General features: G+C 44.1%; 13 protein-coding genes. 8 read left to right on the top strand and 5 right to left on the bottom strand.

The window, feature by feature from the left end; genetic code table 11:
- Window positions 1–346: 346 nt before the first annotated feature.
- The gene (locus tag HMPREF6485_RS08840) at window positions 347–877 is read right to left on the bottom strand and encodes an RNA polymerase sigma factor (RefSeq protein ID WP_004341934.1); all 531 of its coding nucleotides are present in this window, start codon (window positions 875–877) and stop codon (window positions 347–349) included.
- A gap of 211 nt (window positions 878–1,088) precedes the next feature.
- Here HMPREF6485_RS08840 and htpG point away from each other — a divergent pair, with 211 nt between their 5' ends.
- The 6 genes from htpG (at window position 1,089) to HMPREF6485_RS08810 (ending at window position 6,953) form a co-directional block, all read left to right on the top strand.
- Window positions 1,089–3,146: a molecular chaperone HtpG gene (gene htpG / locus HMPREF6485_RS08835; protein ID WP_004346069.1), complete on the top strand. Its 2,058-nt coding sequence runs from the start codon at window positions 1,089–1,091 to the stop codon at window positions 3,144–3,146.
- Between the two features lie 359 nt (window positions 3,147–3,505).
- Window positions 3,506–3,814, top strand: coding sequence for a T9SS type A sorting domain-containing protein (locus tag HMPREF6485_RS08830; RefSeq protein ID WP_036927975.1), 309 nt, complete (start codon window positions 3,506–3,508; stop codon window positions 3,812–3,814).
- Window positions 3,815–3,861: 47 nt separating this feature from the next.
- Complete coding sequence (locus HMPREF6485_RS08825) at window positions 3,862–5,427, top strand: L,D-transpeptidase family protein (protein WP_248622270.1); 1,566 nt, start codon at window positions 3,862–3,864, stop codon at window positions 5,425–5,427.
- Between the two features lie 11 nt (window positions 5,428–5,438).
- Window positions 5,439–5,978 (top strand): RNA polymerase sigma factor, encoded by a 540-nt coding sequence (locus HMPREF6485_RS08820; protein WP_004346065.1) that lies wholly within the window; start codon window positions 5,439–5,441, stop codon window positions 5,976–5,978.
- A 55-nt stretch (window positions 5,979–6,033) separates the two neighbouring features.
- Window positions 6,034–6,438: a hypothetical protein gene (locus tag HMPREF6485_RS08815; RefSeq protein WP_004346064.1), complete on the top strand. Its 405-nt coding sequence runs from the start codon at window positions 6,034–6,036 to the stop codon at window positions 6,436–6,438.
- A gap of 26 nt (window positions 6,439–6,464) precedes the next feature.
- Window positions 6,465–6,953, top strand: a complete 489-nt coding sequence (locus HMPREF6485_RS08810) for a hypothetical protein (RefSeq protein ID WP_007412375.1) — start codon at window positions 6,465–6,467, stop codon at window positions 6,951–6,953.
- Between the two features lie 467 nt (window positions 6,954–7,420).
- On the opposite strand, the gene tilS is transcribed toward HMPREF6485_RS08810, so the two are convergent.
- The 4 genes from tilS to HMPREF6485_RS08790 form a co-directional block, all read right to left on the bottom strand.
- Window positions 7,421–8,824, bottom strand: coding sequence for a tRNA lysidine(34) synthetase TilS (gene tilS / locus HMPREF6485_RS08805; RefSeq protein ID WP_004346060.1), 1,404 nt, complete (start codon window positions 8,822–8,824; stop codon window positions 7,421–7,423).
- Window positions 8,821–9,552 carry a 3-deoxy-manno-octulosonate cytidylyltransferase gene (gene kdsB, locus HMPREF6485_RS08800; protein ID WP_004346059.1) on the bottom strand — a complete coding sequence of 244 codons (732 nt, stop codon included), beginning with the start codon at window positions 9,550–9,552 and terminating at the stop codon, window positions 8,821–8,823. Before kdsB ends, tilS begins: the two co-directional genes overlap by 4 nt.
- A 72-nt stretch (window positions 9,553–9,624) precedes the next feature.
- Complete coding sequence (locus HMPREF6485_RS08795) at window positions 9,625–10,806, bottom strand: class I SAM-dependent rRNA methyltransferase (RefSeq protein WP_004346057.1); 1,182 nt, start codon at window positions 10,804–10,806, stop codon at window positions 9,625–9,627.
- Between the two features lie 35 nt (window positions 10,807–10,841).
- Window positions 10,842–11,489 carry a 3'-5' exonuclease gene (locus HMPREF6485_RS08790; protein ID WP_004346056.1) on the bottom strand — a complete coding sequence of 216 codons (648 nt, stop codon included), beginning with the start codon at window positions 11,487–11,489 and terminating at the stop codon, window positions 10,842–10,844.
- A 106-nt stretch (window positions 11,490–11,595) separates the two neighbouring features.
- On the opposite strand from HMPREF6485_RS08790, the gene HMPREF6485_RS08785 reads away from it, so the two are divergent.
- Both HMPREF6485_RS08785 and HMPREF6485_RS08780 read left to right on the top strand, forming a co-directional pair.
- A complete protein-coding gene (locus HMPREF6485_RS08785; RefSeq protein ID WP_004341955.1) occupies window positions 11,596–14,085 on the top strand; it encodes an FtsK/SpoIIIE family DNA translocase in 2,490 nt (829 codons plus the stop codon).
- 69 nt (window positions 14,086–14,154) lie between these two features.
- The gene (locus HMPREF6485_RS08780; RefSeq protein ID WP_004346055.1) at window positions 14,155–14,757 is read left to right on the top strand and encodes a LolA-like putative outer membrane lipoprotein chaperone; all 603 of its coding nucleotides are present in this window, start codon (window positions 14,155–14,157) and stop codon (window positions 14,755–14,757) included.
- Window positions 14,758–14,759 lie beyond the last annotated feature (2 nt).

The following is a 14,759-nucleotide window of genomic DNA, read 5'->3' as shown; positions in this document are numbered from 1 at the left end:
GGGCCCGAATTGGCTTGTCAAAGGGCCACAGTTGACATGCAACTGTGGCCCTTTGAACTTTCAAGTGTGGCTCTTTCACTGACTCGAAAAGCCAAAACCGGAAAACGGCTGGGACTTTATCGTCTTGAAAGACCAATCTCCCACTTTATTTGACGGATTTTATCGGCAGTGTTTTCGTAAAAGAAAATCATCATACCCCGACATCTTGCACCGCTGCATTCCGTCTAAATTTATAGGTGAATGGCCTGAATACGGGATGTTCCCGAAACAAGAGGTTGGTCATTGACGGCCCAAAAGGCAAAAAGGTGCGGTAGATAGTAGGGAGACATATCGACGGAGATTTGGGCTATTCTGCCATTCTCAATTCTTTCCTGATATAGCTGCGGACTTCTTTTCTGGCAATTCCCAACCCGTTTTCTGCACTCTTATAGTTGATGCCGAGCCTTTTCGAGATTTCAGAAACGCGCAGACCCTCATAGATGTTCAGACTATACACAGCCTGTTGTTTATCCGTAAGCCGGGCAATGCCTTGTTCCAATAGATTCGTGATTTCGTGGGCAGAATAGACCGACTCTGCATCGGCACCAAATGTCTGTCTAACATCTCCGCTTATGATATAATGCTCATATTCTTCGATTGTACGGCGGTGACGCCAGAAGTCACAGATGAGATTCCGGGCAGTCGTATAGACCAGGCAAGGCAGTGTCACTTCGGTAATCATCTTGTGGGAAGAAAGCAGACGGAGGAAGACATTTTGTACAATGTCTTCGGTAGCTTCATCAAATGCCAAGCGTTTACCCACGAAGTTTTTTAACTCTTCGTAGTGCCGAGAATAGTATTCGGCAATGATTTCGTTTTTAGAGCCTGTACCTTCCATGATCAGTCGTTCATGTATGTTTTATCGTTATCGCAAAGTTAATGATTTTTTTGAGTACCATGATGCGATTTCCAATTAAAAAAGCAGAAATGAAACATATTTCACCATCTTATGATACATTTACACTGCCATTTTGTGGCAAATACAACGTTTGGCATAAAGTTTGCGAACATGAGGGGTAAAGTTTCAAAAATAAATCTATATACATATTATGTCACAAAAAGGTAATATTGGGGTTACGACCGAGAACATCTTCCCCGTCATCAAAAAGTTTCTGTATTCCGATCATGAGGTGTTTCTGCGTGAAATGGTGTCAAATGCCGTGGATGCGACTCAAAAGATGCGCACCCTTGCAGCCCAAGGCGAGTTTAAAGAAGATTTGGGAGATCTGACAGTCCGTGTTGCATTGGATGAAAAGGCAGGGACATTAACTTTCAGCGACCGCGGTATAGGGATGACGGAAGAGGAGATAGACAGATATATCAACCAGATTGCTTTCTCCGGTGTAACCGACTTCCTTGATAAATACAAGGAGAATGCCAATGCCATTATTGGGCATTTCGGCCTCGGTTTCTACTCGGCTTTTATGGTGGCCGACAAGGTGGAAATCATCACCAAGAGCTACAAGAAAGGCAGCAAGGCCATCAAGTGGTCGTGTGACGGTAGTCCGTCATACGAGATTACCGATGCCGAAAAAAGCGATCGGGGAACCGATATCGTGCTTCATATCTCAGACGATTGCAAGGAATTCCTTGAAAAGCAGAAAGTGGAAAGCCTGCTCAACAAGTATTGTAAGTTTATGGCAGTCCCCGTTGCTTTCGGCAAGAAAATGGAGTGGAAAGACGGCAAGCAGGTGGAGACCGGGGAAGACAACATCATAAACAGCGTGGAACCGTTGTGGACGAAGGCTCCATCAACATTGAAGGATGAAGACTACAAGGCTTTCTATCGCACTCTTTATCCCATGCAGGATGAGCCTTTGTTCTGGATACATCTCAATGTGGACTATCCGTTCAACCTGACAGGCATTCTGTATTTCCCGCGGGTTCAGTCAAACATCGAATTACAGCGCAACAAGATTCAGCTCTATTGCAATCAGGTGTTCGTGACCGATCAGGTGGAGAATATCGTACCGGAGTTCCTGACTCTGCTGCATGGTGTGCTTGATTCGCCGGACATTCCTCTGAATGTGAGTCGTAGTTATTTGCAGAGCGATGCCAATGTGAAAAAAATATCGACTTACATCATCAAGAAAGTTGCCGACCGGCTCAGTTCTATCTTTAAAGAAGATCGCAAAGGTTATGAGGAGAAATGGGATAGTCTGAAACTTTTCATCGATTACGGTATGCTCTCTCAAGAGGATTTCTATGATCGTGCAAAAGATTTTACCCTGCTCAAAGACGTTGAAGGAAAATACTTCACCCTTGATGAATACAAAACCCTCATTAAGGACAACCAAACAGACAAGGACGGAAATGTTGTCTACCTTTATGCCAACAACAAGGATGAGCAGTATTCATACATTGATGCAGCAAAGTCGAAGGGTTACAACGTACTGCTTTTGGACGGTCAGCTGGATACACCTTTGGTGGGATTGCTTGAACAAAAACTTGAGAAAAGCCGTTTCACCCGTGTGGATGCTGACATCGTTGAGCATCTGATTGTGAAAGATGATGAAAAGAAAGAACCCTTGGAACAGGGATCGAGTGACAACTTGTCAGAGGTGTTCCGTTCTCAGATGCCAAAATTGGACAAGGTAGAATTTATGGTAGAGGTTCAGCAGCTTGGTGAAACCAACTATCCGGTCATGATTACGCAAAATGAGTACATGCGTCGTATGAAGACCATGAGCCAATTCCAACCCGGAATGAGTTTCTATGCGCAGATGCCCGATAGTTACACGCTCGTCTTGAACAGCGACCATCCGTTGGTGAAGAAAGTGATTGACGATGCCGACGCTTCCGTTAAGGAGCAACTGACACCCATTGACAGCGAAATCAAGGGGCTGCAAGCACGCCTTGCAGTGCTTCAGCAGTCAAAATCAGCCAAAAAACCGGAAGAAGTGACACAAGAGGAGAAAGATGATATCGCTTCGACCGAAAAGGCTATCAGTGAGCAACGAAGCAAGAGAAATGCCGTCCTCGCTGATTATGCGAAAGGCAATAACGTGGTGCATCAGCTGATAGATTTGGCACTTCTTCAAAATGGCATGTTGAAGGGAGCTGCCCTCAACGACTTCTTGAAACGTAGTGTCGATTTGATTAAATAATCGGTGAGTTTCCACTCTCGAATTTTGTGGAGGCGTATATATTCTGAGAGAGAATATATGCGTCTTCTTTTTATTGTCATCATGAAACATTACTATTTGTCATTAAGCCCAAAAACTATCATTGAAGATTATTGCTGTCCGGTAAAACTTAAAATGAATATCCGCAATCATCCATAGAAAAGGTTTACCGGACTGCAATATTTCCGAATATTTACTTTAATTTTGCACTTGCTTTTGGAATCTGTCGAATCCGCCGAGATAGTTAAAAACGTTAAATCATCATATATTTTGCATTGGGAACTGATGATAACAAACATAAAATGCTTATCTTTGCATTGATATCGAAGTTAAATAAGCTTATGACAAAACAGATACTCACCATTGTGTTTGCATCATTGGTTGCGTGGGGGACACCAACTCTGATGCGTGCGACACACGCGATAGAAATCATTGATAACGAATCTCAAATGCCGGTTATATCTGTTACCGGTTCGAGTTTGCGCATAGTCGGTGCCAATGGGCAGTCGGTGTCAATATTCAACGTCACGGGGGTGAGGGTTCTTGCTTTCAAAGTAGAAGGAAACGACAAGCATTATGAACTGAGCTTACCTAAAGGGTGTTACATCATCAAAGTCGGTAAAACCGTCCGTAAAGTTTCTATCAGTTAGGCTTTATAATTAAAAGGTAAGCGTGTAATCTCTAATTTTGTGAGTCAATGAAAGTGTCATGCACGGCGATGGTCATGCTGCCATTGGTGGCAATCATGTTGCTATCGTCTTGCCGAAAGGAAAAAATAAATATAAACAAAAATCTTGATATTGAAGCGTATCAACGATTTTCCGTTCCACAATACAGACTCAACGCCCGCCATATAAAAAACTATTTGCAACGCTTAACTCGTAATGACCGTGATTCGATGCTTCCTGACCGGTACACCAAGCGGTATTATTTGGACAAAAAAGATTTTTTGTGGATAAATAGATGCGGCATAGATGCGGCTCAGATAAGATCTCTTGTAGACTGTGCTGACATCATTGTACAGATGGGATTTGATACCGAGAAATTTCGTGTTGGTCAAATAATTGAAGATTTACGGCGCATAGAGAAATTATCCTTTGATTCTGCCCACAATAATATAAATCATGTTTATGCGCGGTTGGAATACAATCTGACCAAGTTTTATTTGCGTTACACCTACGGTCAACGGTTTGGTTTCGTGAATCCCATCTATTTATATAACCGGATCGATGTCCGGGATTCTACTGACGGCAATGTCATTTATCGCCAACTTTTTGCTTTAAAAATGGAACGTCCGGGGCCTTATTTCGCGGAATTGGCCATGAATAAGATTCGTAAAGACAGTCTGACCTACTTTTTGAAGGCAGTTCAACCAGTCAGCCCTTTGTATGCCCGATTACTCAAACGCCTCCACCAAGTAGATGTTGGAAGATATGAAAAAGCTAAGATTTTATGCAATATTGAGCGCTGCCGATGGCGTTTGAAAGATTATCCCCAGCGGTATAAGAAATATGTTCTTGTCAATATTCCTTCCTTTAAGCTTTGTGCTGTTGATGGTGACAGTGTCCTCGAAATGAGAGTGGGGTGTGGGACATTTGAAACCAAGACTCCGTTGTTGTATAGCCAGATCAAGCGGATGGATATAAACCCTCAATGGATCATCCCCCGCAGCATTGTAAAAAAGAGTATCATCAAACATGTTGGTGACAAAAATTATTTTGAGAGTAGGGGATATCTTATAAAAAACATACATACCGGTGAAGAAATAGACCTTGATAAAGCATCTCTCGGCATGTTGGAAAACAGAGAGTTTGCTGTAATACAACGTGGGGGAAAAGGAAACTCGTTAGGGCGAATAGTCTTCCGCTTCGACAACGACTTCTCTGTTTATCTTCACGATACACCTTCACGTGACTTCTTCTCACGTGAGGATAGGGGAGTCAGCCATGGATGTATCAGGGTACAAAAGCCGTTTGAATTAGCTAAGTTTATATTGGGAAACGCCAATGACGAACTCATAAGAAAGATTGCATATTCAATTCAAGCAGACATTTCCATCCATCGGGATGACAAAAACAAATCACTTCCTATAGATACATTAAATCGAAAACTGCTAATCAGAACATGTTATGTCAAGCCAAAAGTGCCCCTGTTTATCATATACTTTACCATCTATCCTGATAAGAACGGGGTGTTGACGTTTTATGATGATGTTTATGGTTATGATCAAGTAATTTATAGACAACTCAAAAATTACATGTAACACACCTTAGAATGACAGAGCAACAGCTTCTTGATAGTTTATCGCAACCATCTACTCGCCGGCAAGGTTTTTCAGAGGTTGTCAAGCAATATAGCGAACCGTTATATTGGAAGATCCGTAAGCTTGTGCTCTGTCATGACGATGCTAACGATATTCTCCAAAACACCTTCTTGAAAGCATGGAATAATATCCAATCTTTTGAGGGTAAATCAAAATTGTCTACCTGGCTTTTCAGAATTGCCATAAATGAGTCGCTTGATTTCCTTCGCAAACAAAAAGCAAATGAAATGGTGAGCAGTGATGCTGATTGTAATGTAGCCAACAAACTTTTGGCAGACGATTTCTTTGATGGAGACGAAACACAAGCCCAGTTGCAGCAAGCTGTAGCACTGTTGCCTGAAGTACAACGTACAGTGTTTACCATGCGGTATTTTGATGACATGCCATATAGTGAGATAAGCCTGATATTAGGAACATCCGAAGGAGCCTTAAAGGCTTCTTATCATCTTGCAGTCAAGAAGATTACTGATTATTTCCACCACATAGATTAAACTTTCTATAGAGAGGTGCGTCAAATAAAATATAAACGAAAAAATAATATCGGTAATGAATCAGGAAGAATCAATTCTCTACAAAACCGTTGGAAGGAAGAATCATTTCAAAGTTCCCGACGGCTATTTTTGTGATTTCAATGATCGTATGATCGCGCTATTACCGGAGTTGGAGAGCGGGAAAGTGAAGCATACTCCCAAAATCATTAAGCTCAGACATGCACATAATATGCAGCTCAAGATTGTCGCCGCTGCTTGTTCGTTGGCATTCATTTTGGGGATAGGAGTTCTCTCTTTGAGACAAGTCGACAATCAAATGGCACAACAAAATTCTCATAATAATTCTCACCACCACAAGGCCTCTCCGCAAATGGGGGCCACATATACGGCTACTGATGCAGCAGCAGATTATAGCATGCTTGACAATGAGGATATCTATGCTTTTGTCTCTGAATATTAAGTCTTAATGAATAAGAATCATATACAATGAAATCTCTTTTTCTCCTCATATCATTTTCCATTTGTCTGTCCATGCCTGTGATTGGTCATGAGGCTGAAGCTGTTGGTTGGCAAAGACAAAATGTTTGTACGAAACACCAGAAGGAGACCTTTGATCCGGCACGCTTTCAGAGAGAGTTGGAGCAGTTTATTGTAGGAGAAGCTTGTCTTTCACCACAAGAGGCGTCAGTATTCTTCTCGGTTTATCGTGAATGGAAAACCAAAGAACGAGCTTTGTGGGGGCAACGCCGACGCTACCGACATATTGATCCTTCAAATGACACAGAGGCCCTGGAGGCGATTCGTCAACAAGACAAACTCGACATAGAAACAAAAAAGCTGCAACAGCAGTATCATGAGAAAATTCTGAAAATGCTTCCGGCAGGCAAAGTTTTGCAAATCATTATAGCCGAAGATAAATTCCATCGCAAGGCTTTTAGGCGCGCATTCAAAGTCGAAGGAGAGCGGAAGGAATAATGCAACTTGTTTTTATCTATCGTATTTTGCTTTCATTTATTTCTCGAGAAAGTAGTGGATTATTTCCCAACACTTGTTTGCTATTTATCATAATGCCAATTATAACAAAACGTGGCCTCGAAAATATATTATTGTTGGTAGAGTCAGGCATATTCCAAATATCATGGTAGTAATAAGGAAATGCTCTGTTGGCATTTGAGGCACATCATGATGCGAAAACGAACTTGCTAATTGCCGATATGGAGAAAGGTGCATGGCTGTTGCACGCATCGTGCGAGAACTCTGCACCATTTGTGCAAGGGTCATGCGCAAATAGTGCAAGAACTTCGAACAAAGGCTGAATGTAGCTGCTGACATTAGCATGTTAAGGCAAACGGCAATCAATCATGATGATGTTATGCCATTGCTCGTTGCCATTGTAGATGAAGGGCTGATAAAACTACGATGAATTCGGTGTCGCCAACAAATCACAAGATGTGTAGACGGAGGATGTTCTTTGTAGACGGACTTATGCGAAAACGGTTGTCCGGCCGTTCTTTGACAAGCCAAATGATATGGTCATTTTGTTCGGTAATGACTAATTGATTGCGTCTTTGGATTACGGAAGCTTTGATATTGGTGAGATAATCGCTCACTAATTTTGTGCCGGACATCCCGAAAGGGATAAATCTATCACCGTTTTGGATGGCTCTTATTTTCAAGGGGAATGCAGTCTTTTCTGCATCCAAACATGCAACACTTTTATCTTTCTCCAGTTTAAATGATTTTATGGGGATGGGGTCCACATTGAGTTTCTGGCCTGTAGGCAAAATGTAGACACCCGGTTCGGGAATGCTCATTTCCCGAAATTTTTCCTTGGACTTCTTGGTTATGATAAGTTGCTGACGGTCAATGATTGCTTCATATTCGTTAGAGAACCAAGTGCGACTACAAAAGTCTCCTTCACTGTCGCGAATCTTTAATTTGCTTACGATATCATCAATCTGTGAGGAATTAAAGTGATACCCTTTAATCAATTCATATAAAAGAAATCTTGCAGAAGGTGATGCCAGCAACTTGGGGATGTCAATGGATAAATATTGGCTGTCAGACAAGGTGTTGGTGTTCACATCATTAGACGGACAAGAGGAATATGAATCCATGACAGCAACTCCATGTGACATAAATTGTTTGGTAACATCGTCTAAAACTACCTTGGCATCAACAAGATTGTGAATGGTTTTGGCTATATTATCTACAACGGCCGGATTCAGGCCTTCAAGCATGGGGATAACGTTTAGTCTGATTTTATTCCGCAACACATCATCTTCCAAATTGGTACTGTCAATGACAAAAGCCTGATTTATAGAATGCAAGTATTCTCTTATTTCTTCGTGTCGCACATCCAGAAGCGGCCTCAACACAAAACCATTCCTTGAAGCCATTCCTGTAAGTCCTTGAATACCTGTTCCTCTAATGAGATTTAGAAGCAATGTCTCCACATTGTCGTTTAGATGATGTGCTACGCAAATGCCCTTTGCCCCTATCGCTAATCTAAGTTGGTCGAAATAGTGATAACGCAGATTACGTGCGGCCATCTCGATGCTGACTTTATGCAGATGCGCATATTCGAACGTATCAAAATGAGCGCGGTGGAGTTTTATCCCCCTACTTGCACACAAAGACACACAAAAGTCTTCATCCCTTTTCGACTCCTCACCGCGGAGATTGAAATTACAGTGTGCAGCTTCGACAGAATAGCCCAATTCTTTGAGAATCAAGAGTAATGCTACACTATCAGCTCCCCCCGATAAGGCTACAATGTAAGTTTCACCACTTTGCAATAATTGATGCGAGTGGATATATCCCTTTACCTTATCTATTAACATCATATCAGTTGTTCTGCACGCTTCAGATCTTCCGGGGTGTCAATCCCTACGGTTTCGATGTCGGTCAGCCCCACCTTAATTTTATAACCATTTTGCAACCAACGTAACTGCTCCAGGCTTTCTGCCTTTTCAAGACTACTTTGAGGGAGTTTGGTGATATTCTTCAACACTTCTTTACGATAGGCATAGACACCAATGTGCTTTAAGAAAGGAAATCTCTCTATCCATTCATTCTCCTCCACATTGCGAACAAAAGGAATAACACTCCGGGAAAAATACATGGCAAAACCTTGGTTGTCAACGACGATTTTGGGGCTATTCACATTTCGTACGGCTTCCATGGTTGCAAAAGGCTTGCCCAAGGTGGCTATCTGTGTCGATTCGTCCTCAAAGCAACGGCAAACTGCTTCCACTTGTTCCCGTTGGATAAATGGTTCGTCACCTTGCACGTTGACTATGACATCCCAGTCACCTCCTATCTTTTCAATGGCTTCCGCTATGCGGTCTGTACCACTTTGATGGCTGCTGCTTGTCATTACCACCTTGCCTTCAAAGCTAAGCACCATATCAAATATCCGCCTGTCATCAGTGGCTACATACACATCATCCAACACATCTTTCACCTGTTCATACACGCGTTGTATAACTGATTTGCCCCCAAGCATGGCTAAAGGTTTGCCCGGAAAACGGGTACTGGCATATCGCGCCGGGATAATTCCTATAAACTTCATATACGATATTGGATGATTAGTTTGTTTTTTATGTGAAAATCAAGAAACGGGATTACTCACCGCCGAAGTCCCCTACTCCACATAGAGAACGAGGCCTTTAAGGTATTCACCTTCCGGATGATAAATATTGATGGGATGATCTGCCGGCTGGTGCAACTGATGAAGGATGCGAACCCTGCGTCCTGCTTGTGCTGCAGCAGTAAATACCGCATTGCGGAAATGGTCTTTTGTCACCACCTGAGAGCAACTGAAGGTGAATAGAATCCCCCCTTTCTTTATGCGCTGCAATCCTTTCACATTCAGGCGGGTATATCCTTTCAGGGCGTTGTGCAAAGCCCCACGGTGTTTGGCAAAAGCCGGCGGGTCGAGAACTATGAGATCGTATTTGGCGTCATTGGCGTCGAGATACTTGAAGGCATCCTCGCAAAAAGCCTCATGACGCATGTCGCCGGGGAAGTTCAACTCAACATTTTTCTTGGTCAATTCTATGGCCTTCGCCGAGCTGTCTACAGAGTGTACCAACTCTGCCTCCCCCCGCATGGCATAGACGGAGAAACCACCGGTATAACAGAACATGTTCAACACTCGTTTACCCTTAGAGTAATGCTCTAATAAAGTGCGATTCTCCCGTTGGTCGACAAAGAATCCTGTCTTTTGACCTTTCAGCCAATCCACATGAAATCTCAATCCATTTTCAAAGGCCGTATTCTCATTGGTGTTGCCGTAAATAAAACCGTTTTCCTGCCCTAAATCCGCCTTGAAAGGGAGCGTGGTTTCACTCTTATAATAGACATTTTTGATACGATTGCCCATCACCTGAACAAGCGCTTCGCAAATATCCATTCTTGACACATGCATACCCACACTATGGGCCTGCATGACGGCTGTGTCACTATAGCAATCAATAACCAGTCCCGGAAGGTTGTCCCCCTCGCCATGCACAAGGCGATAGGTGTTGTTTTGCGGACTGTCTGCGATTCCTACAGCAATGCGCATTTGCAAGGCAGACTCAAGGGAAGCACGCCAAAAGGAAATGTCGATATGCTCATCGTGAAAGCTTAATACCCTTACGGCGATAGAACCTATCTGGTAATGGCCAACGGCGATAAACTCTCCGTCGGCAGTGATAACTCTTACAATTTCGCCTTCTTCTATTCCCTCATCTGCATGGTGGATGGCTCCCGAAAATATCCACGGGTGAAAACGCTTGAGACTTTCCTCCTTGCCTCGCTTAAGATATACGTTTTTGTACATAAGTCAATTTGTTCGTTTGATATGGTCTCCTTGCCTCATTGTTCCTCTATCACGGGTACAATTGGTTTGTCGACTTTGATAAGTTCATAATCTCCCGTTCTTTTCAGCCGTTCAATCTCTTCATAGAGTTTGATGCAGGTCCAGGCATCAGTTGCTGCATATTGCTTTTGCGAATCTTTCAGCACATCCGCCTCCCAGTTTGTCAATCGCTGGTTCTTGCTTATCTTCTCTTGGAACAAGTTGGCATAGAGCTTTTGCAGGCTCCGGTCTTCAATTCCCAGATCGCCCACAATGTCCTGCAAGTCTATGAAACTTCCTACTTGAAAGGGCTTTCTACGCTGAAGGCTCAGTATGTCATCATGCCACGACAGCCCTATTTTTTTGACGGTATTGTCCTCCAACAGGCGAATGATATCAGAAGTCATGCCCGTATAGTTCAATCGGAACAGGATGCAAGCGTCTCTGTTGGCCACTTGCAGCAGCGCCACCTTGGAGTGCTGCCCCCGCCTGAACACGGGCTTGGTCTCTGTGTCAAATCCCAAGATGTCGCTCGACAACAGATAGTCGACAGCCTTCTTGGTGTCATCGGGAGATATAATCGTGACAATCCGTCCGGGAAACACTGCACGAGGCATCGACTGGATGGAATTCTTGTCAACCTTGTTATAGATTCTTTTCTTCATGATGCAGTTGTAACAATCTGCAAAATTAGAAAAAAGTCATGGAAAAATGCGCATGTTTCGGTTTTTTCCTCTATTTTTGCAATGAAAATTATAAATATAGGTTTAAATGGTTAGAAAAAAAACTGAACGTAAACCCAAGAGCCTTGGCGAAGCGGTCGGCTTCAAAAATATATTCAGTAACGAAAAAGCTGATTTCTTTCTCGGTATTGTACTCTTTCTGTTTGCGATTTATGTTACAATAGCCCTGGTCTCTTATTTTTCAACGGGACAAGCAGATCAAAGTCTTTTAGAGAATCTCAGACCGGGAGAATGGCTGAACCCGAATCACGAGTTTGAAAACTATTGTGGCTCCATTGGAGCAATTCTATCATATAAACTGATTACCGTCAACTTCGGCCTATCGGCTTTCCTCATTCCGGCATTCATTTTTATGGTGTCACTGCAACTCATGCAGGCATATAAGGTCAATCTTTGGAAATGGTTTTTCGGCATGGCCTTGGTCATGGTGTGGTGTTCCGTGACATCTGCCAAATTTCTGACTCCCATTTTTGGAGGTCTTGTATTCAACCCTGGTGGCAAACATGGTCTTTTCTGTGTCCAGCAACTGGAAAACATTGTCGGCCCTCCGGGACTGACTGCCATTTTGATGGTCGTAGCCATTGCCTTCCTCACTTATTTGAGTGCCGAGACCATCACCGTTATTCGTAAGGCCCTCAACCCGATAGGGTATATCTCAAGTAAAGTGAAGTTTACAATCACCAATCATCAAAAGACATCCGGAGGCGACTCGACAGATGAAAGCGAAACCACCGTCCAAGATGAACAGGAAGAGAAACTTTATCCCCTTCATGAAGAGGAAGCACCCGTAGAAATAGATTTGACCGATGTAGGTACACCAAATGTATCGATGGCTGGAAATGACATTTCGCCCGAAAATGCGGTTGTAGATACCAACTTGGGAAACCCTGAAGCAAACCCGGAGAGAAATGACGATATCGGTATCAAAATTACCCCTACCCAAGAGAACGAGAAAGCCAAGGGAGTCATATTGGACAATTTCAATGCCCTCGACGCTCCTATCAATCCGCGTGAACCTTTTACAAGATACAAGTTTCCTTCGCTCGACTTATTGAAAAAGTATGATAACGATGACAAACCGTATATTGACGAGCAAGAGCAGATAGCCAACAAAAACCGCATTATTGAGGTGTTGGGCAATTTCGGTGTGCAGATCAAGACTATACGCGCGACCGTCGGACCGACGATCACCCTCTATGAAATCCAACCCGCAGAGGGTGTGCGCATATCCAGAATCAAAAATCTGGAAGACGACATAGCCTTGAGCCTTGCCGCACTCGGTATCCGCATCATTGCCCCCATCCCCGGCAAAGGCACTATCGGTATCGAAGTGCCCAATGCCAAACCGAATATCGTGTCAATGGAGAGTATCCTTAACTCGCGCAAGTTTCAAGACACGAAAATGGAACTGCCCGTGGCTTTGGGTAAGACCATCACTAACGAGGTGTTTATGGCAGACTTGGCCAAGATTCCCCATTTGCTCGTAGCCGGTGCCACCGGTCAAGGTAAGTCTGTCGGCCTGAATGCCATCATCACATCGCTGCTCTACAAGAAGCATCCAAACGAACTCAAATTCGTGCTCATCGACCCCAAAAAGGTAGAATTCTCCATCTACTCTCCCATCGCCGACCATTTCATGGCAGTAGTCGACGATGAGGACGAGCCCATCATAACGGATGTGACCAAAGTGGTGCGCACCCTCAACTCGCTATGCGCGTTGATGGATCATCGCTACGACTTGCTTAAACAGGCCGGAACAAGAAATATCAAGGAATACAATCAAAAATTTGTCAACCATAAACTCGATCTCACCAAAGGACATGACTTCATGCCTTATATCGTGGTCATCATCGACGAGTTCGGAGACTTGATAATGACCGCGGGCAAAGAGATTGAACTGCCCATCGCGCGCATTGCCCAGTTGGCACGTGCCGTGGGCATCCACATGGTCATTGCCACCCAGCGCCCCACGACCAGCATCATCACCGGTAACATCAAAGCCAACTTCCCGGGACGCATTGCGTTCAAGGTGAGTGCCGGTATTGACTCAAAGACCATTCTCGACCGCACCGGTGCCCAACAGCTGATTGGACGGGGAGACATGCTCTACCTCAATGGCAATGAACCCGTTCGTGTGCAATGTGCCTTTGTGGACACGCCCGAAGTGGAACGCATCAATGAATATATCTCCGACCAGCCCGGCCCCGTAGAGCCCCTGCTTTTGCCCGAACCGCAAGAGGGAGATGGAGGTGCCATTGGTGGCGGTGGTGTTGATGCCCGTAGTCTTGACCCCTACTTTGAAGAAGCAGCCCATGCCATTGTCTTGACCCAGCAGGGTTCTACAAGCATGATACAGCGCAGATTCTCCATCGGATATAACCGTGCCGGGCGTTTGATGGATCAGCTTGAGAGTGCGGGAATAGTGGGTATAGCCCAAGGTAGCAAACCACGCGATGTCTTGGTGCAAGATGAAAACCAACTCAACGCTATCATTGCTCAATTAAGGGGTAACGCATAACTCCGTTTGAGATATTGGCATTTAGCTAGCGACACTTTCAAACAGAGTAGAAACAAAACATACGCAAATATGAAAAAGAAGATTGTTTTGATGGCACTGGCCATCGTCGTAAGCCTCTGCTCCCAAGGACAGACAGCCCGGCAGGTACTTGACAAGACCGCAGCAGTCATAGGCCGCAAGGGAGGTGCGCAGGCAAACTTCAAATTGACAGGCTCCCAATATGGGACAATCAGCGGCACATTGGCCATTAAAGGCAATAAATTCCAAGCCAACACCTCAGAGGCCATCGTCTGGTACGACGGCAAAACGCAATGGAGCTATTTGCGAAAAACAAATGAGGTGAATGTCACACATCCCACGCAGGCACAGCAAATGGCCATGAATCCGTATAGCTTCATCAACATCTACAAGACCGGATATGATGCCACGCTTACCACCACCGGCTCCAACCATGTGGTGCATCTGTCAGCGCAAAACAAAAATCGCACGGTTCAGGAACTATATATCACCATAAACCGCACGACCCATGTGCCCTCGCTTGTGAAGATGAGGAATGGCACTAACTGGACTACTATCAACATTTCCAATTTCAAGGCCAAGAACCAGTCGGATGCTACCTTTGTGTTCCGTTCGAAAGATTTCCCCCATACCGAGGTCATTGATCTCAGATAAGA

The organism is Segatella buccae ATCC 33574 (genome assembly GCF_000184945.1).
Taxonomy (GTDB): domain Bacteria; phylum Bacteroidota; class Bacteroidia; order Bacteroidales; family Bacteroidaceae; genus Prevotella; species Prevotella buccae.
The sequence above is the reverse complement of the archived record's forward strand: the minus strand, read 5'-3'. Positions and strand labels throughout refer to the sequence as shown.

Excerpts from the sequence above, each read along its gene's own strand:
- HMPREF6485_RS08840 (WP_004341934.1), bottom strand. The coding sequence starts at position 877 with ATGGAAGGTACAGGCTCTAAAAACGAAATCATTGCCGAATACTATTCT.
- HMPREF6485_RS08815 (WP_004346064.1), top strand. The coding sequence starts at position 6,034 with ATGAATCAGGAAGAATCAATTCTCTACAAAACCGTTGGAAGGAAGAAT.
- HMPREF6485_RS08785 (WP_004341955.1), top strand. The coding sequence starts at position 11,596 with ATGGTTAGAAAAAAAACTGAACGTAAACCCAAGAGCCTTGGCGAAGCG.
- HMPREF6485_RS08780 (WP_004346055.1), top strand. The coding sequence starts at position 14,155 with ATGAAAAAGAAGATTGTTTTGATGGCACTGGCCATCGTCGTAAGCCTC.
- HMPREF6485_RS08820 (WP_004346065.1), top strand. The coding sequence starts at position 5,439 with ATGACAGAGCAACAGCTTCTTGATAGTTTATCGCAACCATCTACTCGC.
- htpG (WP_004346069.1), top strand. The coding sequence starts at position 1,089 with ATGTCACAAAAAGGTAATATTGGGGTTACGACCGAGAACATCTTCCCC.
- HMPREF6485_RS08810 (WP_007412375.1), top strand. The coding sequence starts at position 6,465 with ATGAAATCTCTTTTTCTCCTCATATCATTTTCCATTTGTCTGTCCATG.
- HMPREF6485_RS08830 (WP_036927975.1), top strand. The coding sequence starts at position 3,506 with ATGACAAAACAGATACTCACCATTGTGTTTGCATCATTGGTTGCGTGG.
- HMPREF6485_RS08790 (WP_004346056.1), bottom strand. The coding sequence starts at position 11,489 with ATGAAGAAAAGAATCTATAACAAGGTTGACAAGAATTCCATCCAGTCG.
- HMPREF6485_RS08825 (WP_248622270.1), top strand. The coding sequence starts at position 3,862 with ATGAAAGTGTCATGCACGGCGATGGTCATGCTGCCATTGGTGGCAATC.
- tilS (WP_004346060.1), bottom strand. The coding sequence starts at position 8,824 with ATGATGTTAATAGATAAGGTAAAGGGATATATCCACTCGCATCAATTA.
- HMPREF6485_RS08795 (WP_004346057.1), bottom strand. The coding sequence starts at position 10,806 with ATGTACAAAAACGTATATCTTAAGCGAGGCAAGGAGGAAAGTCTCAAG.
- kdsB (WP_004346059.1), bottom strand. The coding sequence starts at position 9,552 with ATGAAGTTTATAGGAATTATCCCGGCGCGATATGCCAGTACCCGTTTT.